The 14,787-nt window shown below is 57.4% G+C and carries 12 protein-coding genes; 9 read left to right on the forward strand and 3 right to left on the reverse strand.

All coding sequences use genetic code 11. From position 1 onward, the window contains the following. Positions 1-8: 8 nt before the first annotated feature. Positions 9-1,079 carry a site-2 protease family protein gene (locus tag GS646_RS09120; protein WP_171182896.1) on the forward strand — a complete coding sequence of 357 codons (1,071 nt, stop codon included), beginning with the start codon at positions 9-11 and terminating at the stop codon, positions 1,077-1,079. Positions 1,080-1,088: 9 nt separating this feature from the next. Here GS646_RS09120 and aroB read toward each other — a convergent pair whose 3' ends face one another. Further along, positions 1,089-2,201, reverse strand: a complete 1,113-nt coding sequence (gene aroB, locus GS646_RS09125) for a 3-dehydroquinate synthase (RefSeq protein WP_171182894.1) — start codon at positions 2,199-2,201, stop codon at positions 1,089-1,091. Then, complete coding sequence (locus GS646_RS09130) at positions 2,201-2,788, reverse strand: shikimate kinase (protein WP_171182892.1); 588 nt, start codon at positions 2,786-2,788, stop codon at positions 2,201-2,203. Before GS646_RS09130 ends, aroB begins: the two co-directional genes overlap by 1 nt. Before the next feature lie 79 nt (positions 2,789-2,867). On the opposite strand from GS646_RS09130, the gene GS646_RS09135 reads away from it, so the two are divergent. The 4 genes from GS646_RS09135 (at position 2,868) to GS646_RS09150 (ending at position 6,856) form a co-directional block, all read left to right on the forward strand. Further along, positions 2,868-3,017, forward strand: coding sequence for a hypothetical protein (locus tag GS646_RS09135; protein ID WP_171089619.1), 150 nt, complete (start codon positions 2,868-2,870; stop codon positions 3,015-3,017). Beyond that, positions 3,007-4,527, forward strand: a complete 1,521-nt coding sequence (locus tag GS646_RS09140; RefSeq protein ID WP_171182889.1) for a hypothetical protein — start codon at positions 3,007-3,009, stop codon at positions 4,525-4,527. The genes GS646_RS09135 and GS646_RS09140 overlap by 11 nt, the downstream gene beginning before the upstream one ends. A gap of 2 nt (positions 4,528-4,529) precedes the next feature. Beyond that, complete coding sequence (locus GS646_RS09145; protein WP_171182887.1) at positions 4,530-5,486, forward strand: site-specific tyrosine recombinase XerD; 957 nt, start codon at positions 4,530-4,532, stop codon at positions 5,484-5,486. Between the two features lie 62 nt (positions 5,487-5,548). After that, positions 5,549-6,856 carry an HlyC/CorC family transporter gene (locus GS646_RS09150; RefSeq protein WP_171182885.1) on the forward strand — a complete coding sequence of 436 codons (1,308 nt, stop codon included), beginning with the start codon at positions 5,549-5,551 and terminating at the stop codon, positions 6,854-6,856. A gap of 52 nt (positions 6,857-6,908) precedes the next feature. Here the strand turns inward: GS646_RS09150 and GS646_RS09155 are convergent, their stop codons facing one another. Beyond that, positions 6,909-8,477, reverse strand: a complete 1,569-nt coding sequence (locus tag GS646_RS09155; RefSeq protein ID WP_171182884.1) for an ABC transporter substrate-binding protein — start codon at positions 8,475-8,477, stop codon at positions 6,909-6,911. Between the two features lie 192 nt (positions 8,478-8,669). Here GS646_RS09155 and GS646_RS09160 point away from each other — a divergent pair, with 192 nt between their 5' ends. The 4 genes from GS646_RS09160 (at position 8,670) to GS646_RS09175 (ending at position 14,764) form a co-directional block, all read left to right on the forward strand. Next, positions 8,670-11,087, forward strand: a complete 2,418-nt coding sequence (locus tag GS646_RS09160; protein ID WP_171646853.1) for an FAD-dependent oxidoreductase — start codon at positions 8,670-8,672, stop codon at positions 11,085-11,087. A gap of 31 nt (positions 11,088-11,118) precedes the next feature. Next, positions 11,119-11,721: an NTP transferase domain-containing protein gene (locus GS646_RS09165; protein ID WP_171646852.1), complete on the forward strand. Its 603-nt coding sequence runs from the start codon at positions 11,119-11,121 to the stop codon at positions 11,719-11,721. 745 nt (positions 11,722-12,466) lie between these two features. Then, positions 12,467-13,903, forward strand: a complete 1,437-nt coding sequence (locus tag GS646_RS09170; RefSeq protein ID WP_171089607.1) for a DegQ family serine endoprotease — start codon at positions 12,467-12,469, stop codon at positions 13,901-13,903. 180 nt (positions 13,904-14,083) lie between these two features. Then, positions 14,084-14,764 carry a response regulator transcription factor gene (locus GS646_RS09175; protein ID WP_171089605.1) on the forward strand — a complete coding sequence of 227 codons (681 nt, stop codon included), beginning with the start codon at positions 14,084-14,086 and terminating at the stop codon, positions 14,762-14,764. Positions 14,765-14,787: the final 23 nt, after the last annotated feature.

Below are 14,787 nucleotides of genomic sequence, written 5' to 3' on the forward strand. Positions count from 1 at the left end.
GATACAACATGACATGGTCCTTCTCTCTCGGCCGGTTGCTCGGGTCCGAACTGAGGGTCCATGTCACCTTCTTTCTGCTGTTGGCCTGGGTCGGCTTTGCAGCCTATTCCGTGGGCGGTCTTCCAGCGGCCATCGACAACCTTGTTTTTGTGCTTGCGCTATTTGCTTGTGTGGTTGCGCATGAATTTGGCCATGCTCTCATGGCCCGGCGCTATGGTATCAAAACCCCTGACATTACTCTGCTGCCCATCGGTGGGTTGGCCCGGCTTGAACGCATGCCGGAAAAACCGATGCAAGAGGTCTATGTGGCGCTTGCGGGCCCTGCCGTGAATATCGTCATCTGGATCGTGCTTGTTGCCCTTGGCGCGGGGACGCCCTTTGAAACTTTTTCGCAAATAGACGCGCCCGGCACAGGGTTGTTGGACAGGCTGGCCTATATCAACCTGCTGCTGGCTGCTTTCAATATGATACCCGCCTTTCCCATGGACGGGGGGCGGGTGTTCAGGGCTCTGCTGTGCCTGCGCATGGACCGGGTCAAGGCAACGCGTTTGGCCGCAATAGGTGGCCAGATCGTCGCCATCGGCCTTGGCTTTCTTGGTCTTAGCACCGCAAACCCCATCCTTGTCCTGATTGCGGTGTTCGTTTTCATCGCAGCCAACGCAGAAAGCCAGGATGTTGCATTGCGGTCCGCCGCCCGCCGCGTCTTGGCCCGGGATGCGATGATCACCGAGTTTCACGCCTTATCCCCCAGCGACACGCTCAGCACGGCGGCGCAAGCCGTCATTCATACAACACAGCACGAATTTCCTGTCCTGGAGGATGATAGTGGCCTGCTGGGTTTCGTAACTCGGAATCGCTTGTTCGCCGCCCTGGCCAGCGATCAGCCCCGATCAACCTCTGCGCTTTCGGTGATGGATGCCGATATTCCCTCAGTCGCCCTGACCACTGGGCTCGAAGAGGTGCTGGAGCATCTTCACAAAGGCGCTCCGGCCATCGCAGTTGTCACGCAGGACGGGCGCATGGTGGGCTATATCACCCGTGAGAATATCGGTGAACTCATGGTGATTCAGGGCCGCTAGGGCCCTGTTTCACACCGTCGCCAAAGCGTCTGACAGGACTGACAGAACAGCGTCTTTCGGAACATCAGACGTAACAAAAGCCTGCCCGATGCCGCGCGCGAGGATGAAGCGCAATTGCCCGTCCACAACCTTCTTGTCCTGCCCCATCAGTTCCACCAGCGCGTCGGCACTTGGTAGATCACCCGGAATATCGGCAAGATCGGTTTTCATCCCCATCGCACGCAGATGCGCCCGCACCCGGCTTGGGTCTTCCTGCGAACACAGGCCAAGACGCGAGGACAGTTCAAACGCAAGCGCACAGCCGATGGCGACGCCTTCGCCATGCAGCAACCGGTCGGAATACCCTGTTGCCGCCTCAAGCGCGTGGCAGAATGTATGCCCCAAATTCAGTAAAGCACGATCACCCTGTTCGGTTTCATCCCGCGCAACGATATCGGCTTTCATCTGCACAGAACGCGTGACAGCCCGCACGCGTGCCGCCATGTCTCCGGCGGACACACTTGGTCCGTTTTGTTCGAGCCAGTCAAAGAATTCCGCGTCACCCAGCAGACCGTATTTCACGACCTCACCATACCCCGACAGAAAATCCCTCTGGGTCATGGTCCCCAGAACCGATGTATCCGCCAGAACGAGTGAAGGTTGATGGAACGCCCCAATCAGGTTTTTACCCTGAGGCGCATTGATCCCGGTTTTGCCCCCAACCGAGCTGTCGACCTGTGCCAGCAGCGAGGTGGGGATCTGCACAAACCTGACCCCGCGGCGCAGAACAGCCGCAGCAAAACCTGCAAGGTCGCCAATGACACCACCACCCAAAGCCACAACCACGTCACGGCGTTCGACTTTCTCGGACAAGAGCCATTCAACGGCGCGTTCGAAATGTGGCCAGCTTTTTGTGGCCTCGCCAGCGGGCAAAGCCAGCGCGGTCATCTCGATCCCCGCAGCGCTGAGCCCCGCGCGCAACGCGTCCAAATGCAGGTCAGCCACGTTTTCATCGGTTAAGACAGCGACTTTGGGGCGCGGCAATAGTGGGGAAATCCACTCGCCAGCCCGCGCCAGCAGATCCGGCCCGATTTCAACATCATACGAACGGTCGCCCAGGTCCACATGTACTGTTTGATGCATTACTTCTGTTCCAAAACATCGGGGCGCGCCAGCAAAGCGTCGACAACCCTGTCCACCATATTTTCGATCGAGGTTTCGCCATCCGACTCTGCGATCAAATCCGCCTCGGCATAAACGGGCACGCGCGCCTCGTAGAGAGCCTTTAGTGTCGCATAAGGATCAGCCGTTCGCAGCAGCGGGCGCGTGTCTTTGTGGCGTACCCGGTTCCACAAAACGTTCAGATCGGCCCGCAGCCAGACCGAAGCGCCCTTCTGGCTGATTGCAAGGCGATTTTGAGGTTGTAGAAACGCCCCTCCTCCGGTGGACAGGATGCCCTTTTTCTCGTCCAGAAGACGTCCGATAACCTGCGTTTCTTTCGCACGGAAAAAGGGTTCGCCATCCCGTTCGAAGATTTCCGGAATGGTCATGTTGGCGGCTGATTCGATCTCAGCGTCGCTGTCTAGAAACGGAACGCCAAGGCGCGCGGCCAAGGCGCGGCCCACAGCGGTCTTACCTGCCCCCATCATCCCCACCAGAACCACGGTTTTGTGCAGATGAAATCTGCCCTGTGTGTCCGAGATGTGCGTGTTATGCTTAATTTCGCTCATTTCACCGTGAATGACGTGATCTTGGGAAAAATGCCAGTTATAACTTGGCCAAAATCAAAAATTGAGGCAGCGTGGGGCCATGGGCCGTCTGATCAAATTCGTGATATATGTTCTTTGCCTGGGTTTCATTGGGCTGGTGGCTTATGCCTATGTCGGGCCGTTCTTCGGCGCGGATTTTTCGGCGCCTCAAAGTGAAATCCGCGAACCGGTCGAACTGGATGTCAACTAAACTGGCGCTTTTCGCCGTCTTTCTGGCAGGATCGGCGCAGGCACAGGACCCTTTGTCGGCCATCGAATGGCTGACAAATCCTCCTGAAAACCTGCCTGGAACTGTTTTGTTGGAACCGCCCGTGACGCAGAACGGCGCGTTGCCGGATATCGAAGTCACTTCATTGGAAGCCTTGTCGCGTCCGCTCGGTCTTGTGTCATCATCTGTGACCGGCCTTCCGATTGATCTTTGGCAAAGCAGTGATCCCAAGCGTCTGGCTGACCTGATTGCCAAGACCCCGGTCCGTCACAACCCCGCCATGCAGCGCTTGTTGTTCACGTTGCTTTTGTCAGAAACACGCGCCCCATCCGGGTCAGACGCGCAAGAGGTTTTGCTGTTGGCGCGTCTGGATCGGCTGATGCAACTGGGTGCTGCAGATCCGGCGCAGTCGCTTGTGCAATTGGCTGGGCCGACGGACACGCAAGAGCGGTTTCAACGCTGGTTTGACGCGACATTGCTGACCGGCGATGAAGACCGCAGTTGCACTGCGCTTATTGCTGAACCGCATCTGTCGCGGGACTATGCGGCGCAGATCTTTTGCAAAGCCCGACGCGGGGATTGGGTGTCCGCAGCGCTGACTCTGGAAGCCGCACATGCGCTTGAACTTCTTCCACCAGAAGAATTGGCGGTTCTTGATCGGTTTCTCAGCCCCGAGTTGTACGAAGACGCGGCATATCTGCCGCAACCCGAGGCCCCCGACCCGCTGAATTTCCGCCTGTTCGAGGCTATCGGAGAACGCCTGCCATCGGCACCTTTACCTCGTGCATTTGCAAATGCAGATCTGCGTGACGTTGCAGGCTGGAAAGCCCAGATCGAAGCCGCCGAACGGCTGACGCGGATTGGCGCTTTGACCCCAAATCAGCTTTTGGGCCTCTATACCGAACGGGATCCCGCCGCATCTGGCGCTGTCTGGGACCGAGTTTCGGCAGTACAACGGTTTGAAAGCGCGTTGGACACGGGCAACGCGGACGCCATCGGAAAAACACTGCCTGCTGTTTGGCAACAAATGCGCAGTGTGGGCCTTGAGGTTCCCTTTGCAGAGCTTTTCGCAGAACGCTTGTCGCAGGTTTCCTTACCAGTGCCCGCGACTGAAAACCTGCGATGGCGCATCCTGATGTTATCGGACATGTACGAACGCGCCGCCCTTGCGACACCGGACAGTTCGACCGACACTTTGTTTCTGGCTGCGCTTGCCCAGGGCGATCCTGGCCGCGCCGTATCGCCTTCACCCAAGGCAGATGCCATCGCACAAGGGTTTGAATGGTCGGCACCCGTACCCAGTGATATCGACACACTGCTGTCCAACGGTCAGTTGGGCGAGGCCATTTTGGAAGCAATGCAACTGTTTGCCCATGGCGCGCGCGGTAATCTGGTGGATCTAACCGGAGCAATCGCGACCTTTAGAAAGGTGGGGTTAGAGGATACAGCCCGCCGCGCCGCCCTGACACTATTGATCCTGCAAGAGCAGTGACCATGAACGGTCCGGCATCTAACGAGCTTTGGATCTCAACCTTCCTGCAAGCACAGGCGGCTGAACTTGGCGCGGCGACAAACACGTTGCTGGCTTATGGTCGTGATTTAAAAGATCTTGCTGCTTGGCTGGAGCACAGAGCGACCGGGTTTGAACAGGCCGACCGTGATCAGATCGAAGCCTACCTGATCGACTGCGATGCCCAGGGATTGTCCCGATCAACACGTGCACGGCGCTTGTCGGCCATCAAGCAACTCTATCGGTTTGCTTTTGAGGAAGGTTGGCGCGACGTGAACCCCGCCATTCAGATCAAAGGTCCGGGGCGGCAGAAACGTCTTCCAAAAACTTTGGATGTGCCCGAGGTGGACCGGCTGCTGGACGCCGCACGGCAAACCGGACGCACCCAGGCGGACCGCGTACGCAACACATGTTTGATGGAATTGCTTTATGCGACCGGCATGCGCGTGACCGAGCTTGTGTCCCTGCCCGTCTCTTCGGCGCGCGGCGATCCGCGTATGCTGCTGGTGCTGGGCAAAGGCGGCAAGGAACGGATGGTGCCCCTGTCCCCACCCGCGCGGGATGCATTGGCCGCTTGGCTGACCGTGCGCGACGACGCCGAAGAGCAGACCGTGGAGAAAGGTGGCCAACGGTCCCGCTTTTTGTTCCCTTCGCGCGGAAAATCGGGCCATCTGACGCGACACAGGTTCTTTCTGCTGGTCAAGGAACTGGCCGTACACGGCGGTGTTTCACCCGAAAAAGTCACGCCACACACATTGCGACATGCCTTTGCCACGCATCTTCTGGCCAATGGCGCTGATCTGCGTTCGATCCAGACCCTGTTGGGTCACGCCGACGTCGCAACAACCGAGATTTACACCCATGTTCTGGACGAACGTCTGGCGGAACTGGTGTTGCAGCATCACCCGCTGAGCAAAGACCCCAAGAAAGACGAAGGCTAAGCCCTTGATCCGGCGGGGTGGCATCCCCATAACGGATGCAGAACTCTAACTCTCAAGGACCAATGGAACCCTCACCTTCTCTGATCGACAGCACTTTCTGGTTTACCTCTGGTGCTATCCTCCTTTTGCTCGTCTTGTCCGGCTTCTTTTCTGGCTCGGAAACAGCGCTTACGGCCTCTTCTCGCGGAAAACTCAGGGCGCAGGCCGACAAAGGATCACGCGGGGCAAAAAAGGCGCTCGAGATCACCGATGACAACGAGCGTCTGATCGGATCGGTTCTACTGGGCAATAACCTGGTCAACATTCTGGCGGCGTCTCTGGCGACTGCACTTTTCACACGACTGTTTGGTGAAAGCGGCGTGGCCTTGGCAACGTTGGTGATGACCTTGCTGGTTTTGATCTTTGCCGAAGTGCTGCCGAAGACCTACGCCATCACCAATTCTGAAAAAGCTGCATCTGCGGTTGCACCAATCATCAGCGTGGTTGTAACGGTGTTTTCGCCTATCGTTGCCGCTGTGCGATTGCTGGTGCGCGGTGTCTTGCGCCTGTTTGGGGTGCAGATCGACCCCGATAGCAACATTCTGGCCGTGCGCGAGGAAATCGCCGGAGCCCTACAACTTGGCCATTCCGAAGGCGTGGTCGAAAAGGAAGACCGCGACCGAATTCTGGGCGCGCTGGATCTGGGTGACCGCGCGGTGGAAGAGATCATGTTGCACCGCTCGAACATCGAGATGATTGATGCCGACGCCGCACCCGAAGCGATCCTGAAGCAATGTCTGGAAAGCCCACATACGCGCCTGCCCGTCTTTCGGGACGAACCGGAGAACATTGTGGGTGTTGTGCACGCCAAAGACTTGTTCCGCGCCATGTATGCGCAAGCCGGTGGCAGCGATGGCGGCACTGACCGTCTGGCCAGCTTTGATATCGGTAAAGTTGCCAATGACCCCTATTTCGTGCCGGAAACCACCACTCTGGACGACCAGATGCGTGAATTCCTGCGGATGCACAGCCATTTTGCACTGGTGGTTGACGAATACGGATCTTTGCGCGGCCTGATTACGCTGGAAGATATTCTGGAAGAGATCGTAGGCGAAATCGCAGACGAATTTGACATCGAAGAAGAGGTGCCGGTCACCCGTACAGATGATGGTCAGTTCGTTGTGGAAGGTGCTATGACCATCCGCGACGCCAACCGTGCGCTGGACTGGTCCTTGCCGGATGAAGAAGCCAACACCCTTGCGGGTTTGGTCATACACGAAGCACAGATGATTCCGGTCGTGGGTCAGGTGTTTTCGTTCCACGGATTCCGGTTCGAGGTCACCGCTCGCGAAGGCAATCGCATCACTGCACTGAAAGTACGCCCGCTTTAAGCCTTAGCTGAAACCGGTGCCCCAAATCCGGGCACCGGTCGGTGTCAAAGCCTTAGGCGAACCAGGTCCGGCTGGCGACATAACCATCCATCAGGTCGCCGTTTGCATGCGCGGACCAACCTGTCACCTTGTCCGAATACCCATCAATGAACTGGTTGAACATCGGGTTGATCAGACCGCCCTCTTCCCAGACGATCCGGGCCATCTGACCGTAGATATCCTTACGCTTGCTCTCGTCCAACTCGGCGCGCGCCTTCAGCAGCAGGGCGTCGAACTGTTCGTTCTTGAAGCGGGTATCGTTCCAGTCTGCGGCGGACAGGTAACCGACGGACCACATCTGGTCCTGCACCGGGCGCCCGCCCCAATAAGACGCGCAGAACGGCTTGTTGTTCCACACCTCGGACCAATAGCCATCTGCCGGTTCACGCTGGATCTCCAGCGGGATGCCCGCCTCTTGCGCTGACAGCTGAAACAGCTGCGCCGCGTCGATCGCACCAGCAAATGCCGCGTCTGAGACATAAAGAACGATGGGTGATCCGTCATGCCCGGATGCCTTGTAATGCTCGGCAGCTTTGGCCAGATCAAACGCACGCTGCTCCATCGAATCGTCGAACAGAGGATAGGCTTCGTTGATCGGAATATCATTGCCAACCGAGCCATAGCCGCGCAGCACTTTGTCCACCAGTTCCTCGCGGTTGATGGCGTATTTCAGCGCCAAACGCAGGTCCTTGTTGTCGAAAGGCGCGGTGTCGCAATGCATGACAAAGATGTAGTGCCCACGGCCCGACGATGCGTTGAGCGTTACGCCTGGTGCGCGACCAAACAGTTTGGCGGTGCGTGGCGGAACGACGTTGATCGCGTGCGCCTGCCCCGCCTGCAGAGCAGCAGAGCGGGCGGTGTCATCGTTCAGAACCAAAATCTCGTGGCTGTCATAGTGACCAACGCTGTCATCCCAGTGGTTGGCAAACTTTTCAAATGCGTAACGCACACCCGGTTCATCCGCGACCACCTTATAGGCCCCGGTCGAAATCCCGTCTGCCGGGTTGTCCATGCCGCCGCCCGGCTGCATGATCAGGTGATAATCCGACATCAGATAAGGCAGGTCAGCATTCGGAGTGGTCAGGGTGATGACCAGGTTGTCGCCATCGACCCGAATATCCTCGATCCCGCGCATGATCCCCAGCGCACCGGATTGAGCGTCGTCGTTCGAGTGGCGTGCCAACGTCAGTTGAACATCCTCTGGCGTCAGGGTTTTGCCGTTGTGGAACTCTACGCCTTTGCGGATACGGAAGGTCCAGACCTTGCCATCCTCTGTTGCTTCCCAGCTTTCTGCGATGCTTGGGGCAATGCCGCCCTCTGCGGTGACAACGGTCAGCGTGTTGCCAAACGCTCGCAACGCCTTGGCGGTCACATGCGACGCCGACAGGGCAGGATCCAGCGTGTTGGTGCTTTCGCCCCCTTTCAATCCCAGAACAAAATGTCCCCCTTTCTTGGGCGTGTCCGCAAGACCCGCTTCGGCCCAGATCGTGCTGGCCACAGCTGCGCTCAGGCCCAGGGCCGCGGATTTCGCCATGAATTCCCGGCGGCTCAGCGCTTGGGGGTTGAGATCGAATTTACTCATTTCTTTTCCTATCTGAGTGTCTCATGAAGGTGCAGTCGCGCGGCGCATAGATTGATTCTGTAACAGGCGCGTGACCGACCTCTGGCGCGTCTATCCCGCACTGCAAATGACTTCCACGACAAGTTTTGTCGCATTTGGCATTGCGCCTAAGGGCGCGCTGCGCACACTGGCGGAAATCAATCGGAGGTCCCTATGAAATTGCAAACCCGCGTGGTGGTCATCGGCGGCGGTGTCGTCGGCTGTTCCGTTCTGTATCACCTGACCAAACTGGGTTGGTCAGATGTCATGCTGCTGGAACGCTCTGAACTGACCTCGGGCTCGACCTGGCACGCGGCGGGTGGGTTTCACACGCTGAACGGCGACACCAACATGGCCGCGCTTCAGGGCTATACCATCCGGCTGTATAAAGAACTGGAAGAGATCACAGGCATGTCCTGCGGTCTGCATCATGTGGGTGGCGTGACGCTGGCCGACAATCAGGACCGCTTCGACATGCTGTTGGCAGAACGCGCCAAGCACCGTTTCATGGGGCTTGAGACGGAAATCGTCGGGCCAGACGAGATCAAAAAGATCGCACCTATCACCAATACCGATGGCATCATCGGCGCGCTGTTTGATCCTCTGGACGGGCATCTGGATCCGTCGGGCACCACTCATGCCTATGCCAAGGCCGCACGCATGGGCGGGGCAACAATCGAAACCCATTGCATGGTACGCGAAACCAATCAACGCCCCGATGGCACTTGGGAAGTCGTGACGGACAAGGGCACCATTCACGCCGAGCATGTAGTCAACGCAGGCGGCCTATGGGCGCGTGAAGTGGGCGCGATGGCCGGTGTCTACTTCCCTCTGCACCCGATGGAGCACCAGTATCTGGTCACGGATTCGATCCCGCAGATCGAAGCGATCATTGATGCGGGTGGCGAGCATCCACATGTGATGGACCCGGCTGGCGAAAGTTATCTTCGGCAAGAAGGACGTGGGCTTTGCATAGGGTTCTACGAGCAGCCTTGCAAACCCTGGGCTGTGGATGGCACGCCGTGGGAGTTTGGTCACGAACTGCTGCCTGATGACTATGACAAAATCACCGACAGCATCGAGTTCGCCTACAAACGTTTCCCGGTTCTCGCCGAAGCTGGTGTGAAGTCTGTAATCCACGGGCCGTTCACCTTTGCGCCCGACGGCAACCCGCTGGTCGGGCCGGTGCCTGGAATGCGCAATTACTGGTCGGCTTGTGGCGTGATGGCCGGATTCAGCCAGGGCGGCGGGGTTGGCCTGACACTGGCGCAATGGATGATTGAGGGCGAGCCAGAGCGCGATGTCTTTGCCATGGACGTGGCCCGGTTCGGCGACTGGATCAGCCCCGGTTATACGCGCCCCAAAGTGATCGAGAATTACCAGAAACGCTTCAGCGTCGCCTACCCGAACGAGGAACTGCCAGCTGCGCGCCCGAACCGCACGACGCCGATGTACGACATCTTCAGCGATCTGGGCGCAGTCTGGGGCCAGCAATTTGGGCTCGAAGTCGCCAACTACTTTGCCCAAGGGGATGAGCCGGGCTACGAAACGCCTTCGTTCCGTCGTTCAGACGCCTTCGAGGCGACGGGACGCGAAGTGCGTGCCGTGCGCGAGAACGTTGGCATAAACGAGGTCCATAACTTCGGCAAATACCGGATCACCGGACCAGCGGCGCGGGATTGGTTGGACCGGATAATGGCAGGACGTATGCCAAAACCCGGACGCCTGTCCCTGACACCGATGCTGTCGCCTAAAGGCAAACTGATTGGCGATTTCACCGCGTCGTGCCTGAGCGAAACCGAGTTTCAGTTGACAGCCTCCTATGGCAGTCAAGCGTTCCACATGCGCTGGTTCCTGCAAAATGCGCAGGATGGCGTTTCCATCGAGAACATCAGCGACCGCTTGAACGGGTTTCAGATCGCTGGTCCCAAGGCAACGCAGGTTCTGGCCGCCTGCACCCGAGATGACCTCAGTGAATTCCAGTTTCTTGATGTTCGCCGCATGACCGTTGGCATGACCGAATGCATCGTTCAGCGGGTCAGCTATACCGGCGATTTGGGGTACGAGATCTACTGCGATCCTATGGCCCAGCGGCAACTCTGGTGGGCTTTGTGGGAAGCCGGCCAAGCGCATGGCATGGTTCCTTTTGGGATGCGCGCAATGATGAGCCTGAGGCTGGACAAGTTTTTCGGCTCGTGGATGCGAGAATTCTCGCCCGACTACACCGCTGCGGAAACCGGGCTGGACCGCTTTATCTCATTCCGTAAGAACAGCGACTTTATCGGCCGCGCCGTTGCCGAGGCAGAACGTGCTGACGGAACCAACCGCAACTTGGTCGCCTTCGAAGTCGATGCAGACGACGCAGATGTGAACGCCTATGAACCAATCTGGCTGGACGGTACTGTGGTCGGTTTCTGTACATCGGGCGGGTACTCTCACTTCGCGCAAAAATCCATTGCAATGGGTTTCTTACCTTCTGACCGCGTCTCCGATGGATTAGAGGTCGAAATCGAAATCCTTGGGCAGATGTGCAAGGCAAAAGTACTCTCAAAGCCTTTGTTTGACCCGGACGGTGCACGCATGAGGGGATGACACTGCGTTCTACCGGCGGCATTGTGACGGCATGACTGATATTCCCATCATCCTGCTGGCCGCCGGACAATCCAGCCGCATGGGCGGCGTGGACAAGTTGTTGCAAATGATTGACGGGGTCCCCTTGTTGACGCGATCGGCGCGCAGCGCGCAGGCTGTCGGCCCCGTGCTTGCTGCCCTGCCCCCTAAACCACACCCCAGATATGACGCGCTGAATGGTTTGGATGTTCAGGCAGTACCTGTTCCCGACGCCGAAGAAGGCATGAACGCAAGCCTGCGCGCTGCGATGCGACGGGTTTCGTCCGACGCTCCAGCAGTGATGGTCTTGTTGGCGGATCTGCCGGATCTTTCCAGTGCCAATCTGGCTGCGGTCTTGAACGCACGCAAAACCCACCCCGACAAGCTTGTCTGGCGCGGTGCCACTGCGCAGGGCAAACCCGGTCATCCGGTGATCTTTGACCGAAGCCTTTTTGGCCAACTCTCAGATTTGCAGGGCGATGACGGTGCTCAACAAGTGGTGCGGGCTCATCAAGGCAAAGTACATCTGCACCGCTTGCCAGACCGAAATGCTCTGCTTGACCTGGATACGCCCGATGACTGGAACGCTTGGCTCAAAAAGCGGCGCCTAAAATAAACACGGCCCGGTCTTGAAGACCGGGCCGGTGCCCAAAACAGGACTACCACTTTTCTCAATCCCAAAAGCCTGGTCAGCTTGCCTTCACGACAACCCGACTACATAGCAGCCAAACCTAAACAAGACCCCCTCGTTAACACGCCGCTAAAACTCTCGGTGACTGAGTGAACCAGCAGCGCCCCCTAGCGCTTTTGGCTCCCCCTCACTTGGGCATGTTCATCCTCACTGATCTGAACACGCGAAACAACGTAAAATTGGAAGGTATGGTTAACTTAGCTCAACTTTGAATGGTTTTTGAGCAACAACGCTCCACACGTCAATCAACCTATAGGGGATTGAACGATTGTACACACGATAACGATTCGAGGTTATGCACAAACTTATTCGTGCTTACGCCTCGCTCACGTCAAAGTTTTCACATCAAGTCCAGCTAAACGCCAACCTGAGCACAACCATTGAGGGAGCTGTATTTTTCCCCATCCTGTCGAAGGATCATTGTCAACAAAACAAAAATAATTCAATGCTTTTGAAAGTTTGACGTCGATTTCAGCAACAATCCTCCGATTCGCACGCCGACAACCCGGTAATTTTAGCGAATCCCGTACTGACGTCGGCCGCCACAGAACACTGGGTTTGTGGCAAAATTAAGATTTCTTCACATATCCCTAAGGAAAGACCAATCCTGCCGGTCCATCTCTTGTTTCAACGCGCAGTCGCACCTGCGCGACACATACAGGAGACAGAAATGAGCATCCGCAAATCATCGCTATTACTTCCCCGGACCTCCAACTGGATGGGCATCAGTGCCTTGGGCGCAGCCATGCTGGCAACAACTGCCATTCCATCCATGGCGGACGAGGCATTGGCAGATCTGGTCGAAACCGTTTCACCTTCGGTCGTGACCATCATAGCGGAACAAGAAATCGTACCCGGTGCGACACCCGGGCAAAACTTTGACTTCGACGGGCATCCGTTTGGCGAATTCTTCAAACGCTTCGGCGCGCCCGAAGGCTTCAACGCCCCCCAGCAAGGCCCAGCACAGGGTTTGGGCTCGGGCTTTGTTCTGGATGAAGCGGGATACATTGTCACCAATCACCATGTCGTGGAAAACGCTTCAACCGTGACCGTGCGGCTGAACGATGACCGCACCTTTGAGGCCGAAGTGATCGGAACAGACCCACTGACCGACATCGCCGTTTTGAAAATCGATGCAGACACCGCACTTCAGGCCGTTGAGATGGGCGACAGCGATGTCATCCGCGTCGGCGAAGATGTTGTGGCCATCGGTAACCCGTTTGGTCTGAGTTCAACCGTAACCACCGGTATCGTCTCGGCAAAGGGTCGCAACATTTCAGAAGGCCCCTACGCAGAGTTCATTCAGACGGACGCGGCCATCAACAAGGGCAATTCAGGTGGACCCCTGTTCAACATGGATGGTGAGGTTATTGGCGTGAATTCAGCCATTTATTCACCCAGCGGTGGGTCGGTGGGCCTGGGCTTTGCCGTGACGTCGAACATCGTAGAACATATCACCGCCGATTTGCGTGACGATGGCCAGGTCAGCCGCGGCTGGCTGGGTGTTTCGATCCAAAACGTCAGCCCGCAACTCGCGGCAGCCCTGGGGATCGATGCGTCATCCGGTGCATTGGTTTCCGACGTGGTAACCGACAGCCCGGCGGATGGCGTTCTGAAACAGGGTGATGTGATCCTGTCCTTCAATGACGAAGCCGTCGATTCCAGCAGTGATTTGCCCATTCTGGTCGGCACAACCAAAGTTGGTACTGACAGTACTTTGAAAGTCTTGCGTGACGGTAAAGAGGAAACGCTGACTTTGACCGTTGGCCAACACCAGACGGCGTCTGCTCAGGCCGATGCGCCGGTCGAAGCCGAAGTTGCAGGCACGACGCTGGGCGTCACAGTCGCCCCGCTGACCGAGACGGTACGCGCCGAGACCGGTGTGGCCGAGACGGTCGAAGGCGTTGTGGTCACAGACCTGAAACCGGACAGCCCAGCCGCAAAGGCCGGTCTGCAGCGTGGTGACGTCATCGTCAAACTTGGCAACCAGGACACGTTCACACCTGACGCCTTGAAGGCTGCACTGGACAGCGAAAAAACCGATCCGGCGCTGGTGCTGATCAATCGCGGTGGCAGCCAGATCTTCGTCGCGGTCGAACTGGCCTAGCCTTGAACACGCGCGCGCCGCTTGATGGGGATTTTCGGCGCGCGCCTCACCCGGCGGAACAGAGTTGTCCACTATCCGCCGGGCTTGCCGGGTGCATGCCCAGCACCCGGCAAGATCCCCCGAATTCAATGTGCATCACCTGAAAATTGTGTTTAAATCCCGATAGAAAGGAGCCCGACCATGAGCCGCCGTCTGTTGATCGTGGAAGATGACGCTGACACCAGGGACTTCATCGCCAAAGGCTTCGGCGAAGAAGGCTATGTGGTTGAAACCGCAGAAGATGGTCGCGAAGGGTTGTATCACGCCACAGATGGAGGGTTCGACGCCATTGTACTGGACCGGATGCTGCCAGGCTTGGATGGGCTGTCATTGATCAAATCTCTTCGCGCAGCCGGTTTGAAAACACCCGTCCTAATGCTGACCGCCATGAGCGCGGTGGACGAACGGGTTAAGGGTCTGCGCTCGGGCGCGGACGACTATCTGGTCAAGCCGTTCTCCTTTCAGGAATTGCATGCCCGAATCGAAGCTCTGCTGAGACGTCCGCAGGAATCCGAAGAAACGCCAACGCTCACCTGCAAAGACCTTGAGATGGATCTGTTGACCCGAAAAGTCACCCGCGACGGGCACGAGATTACGCTCACCCCGCGCGAGTTCCAGATCCTAGAGTTTTTTCTGCGTCGCAAGAACCGAGTGGTGTCGCGCACTATGCTGCTGGAAGGCGTTTGGGACTATCATTTCGATCCAAACACCAATGTTGTCGACGTCCATATTTCAAAGCTGCGTCGACAATTGGATGAAGGCGGCGATACCCCGTTGATTGAAACCGTCCGCGGTGCGGGTTACATGATGTCTGATGGATAACCTGCGGCTTTCCCTGAACAATT

The sequence above is a fragment of the Ruegeria sp. HKCCD4315 genome (assembly GCF_013112245.1).
Lineage (GTDB): Bacteria > Pseudomonadota > Alphaproteobacteria > Rhodobacterales > Rhodobacteraceae > Ruegeria.

Coding starts and splice junctions, on each gene's coding strand:
- GS646_RS09120 (WP_171182896.1), top strand. CDS start 9: ATGACATGGTCCTTCTCTCTCGGCCGGTTGCTCGGGTCCGAACTGAGG.
- aroB (WP_171182894.1), bottom strand. CDS start 2,201: ATGCATCAAACAGTACATGTGGACCTGGGCGACCGTTCGTATGATGTT.
- GS646_RS09130 (WP_171182892.1), bottom strand. CDS start 2,788: ATGAGCGAAATTAAGCATAACACGCACATCTCGGACACACAGGGCAGA.
- GS646_RS09135 (WP_171089619.1), top strand. CDS start 2,868: ATGGGCCGTCTGATCAAATTCGTGATATATGTTCTTTGCCTGGGTTTC.
- GS646_RS09140 (WP_171182889.1), top strand. CDS start 3,007: ATGTCAACTAAACTGGCGCTTTTCGCCGTCTTTCTGGCAGGATCGGCG.
- GS646_RS09145 (WP_171182887.1), top strand. CDS start 4,530: ATGAACGGTCCGGCATCTAACGAGCTTTGGATCTCAACCTTCCTGCAA.
- GS646_RS09150 (WP_171182885.1), top strand. CDS start 5,549: ATGGAACCCTCACCTTCTCTGATCGACAGCACTTTCTGGTTTACCTCT.
- GS646_RS09155 (WP_171182884.1), bottom strand. CDS start 8,477: ATGAGTAAATTCGATCTCAACCCCCAAGCGCTGAGCCGCCGGGAATTC.
- GS646_RS09160 (WP_171646853.1), top strand. CDS start 8,670: ATGAAATTGCAAACCCGCGTGGTGGTCATCGGCGGCGGTGTCGTCGGC.
- GS646_RS09165 (WP_171646852.1), top strand. CDS start 11,119: ATGACTGATATTCCCATCATCCTGCTGGCCGCCGGACAATCCAGCCGC.
- GS646_RS09170 (WP_171089607.1), top strand. CDS start 12,467: ATGAGCATCCGCAAATCATCGCTATTACTTCCCCGGACCTCCAACTGG.
- GS646_RS09175 (WP_171089605.1), top strand. CDS start 14,084: ATGAGCCGCCGTCTGTTGATCGTGGAAGATGACGCTGACACCAGGGAC.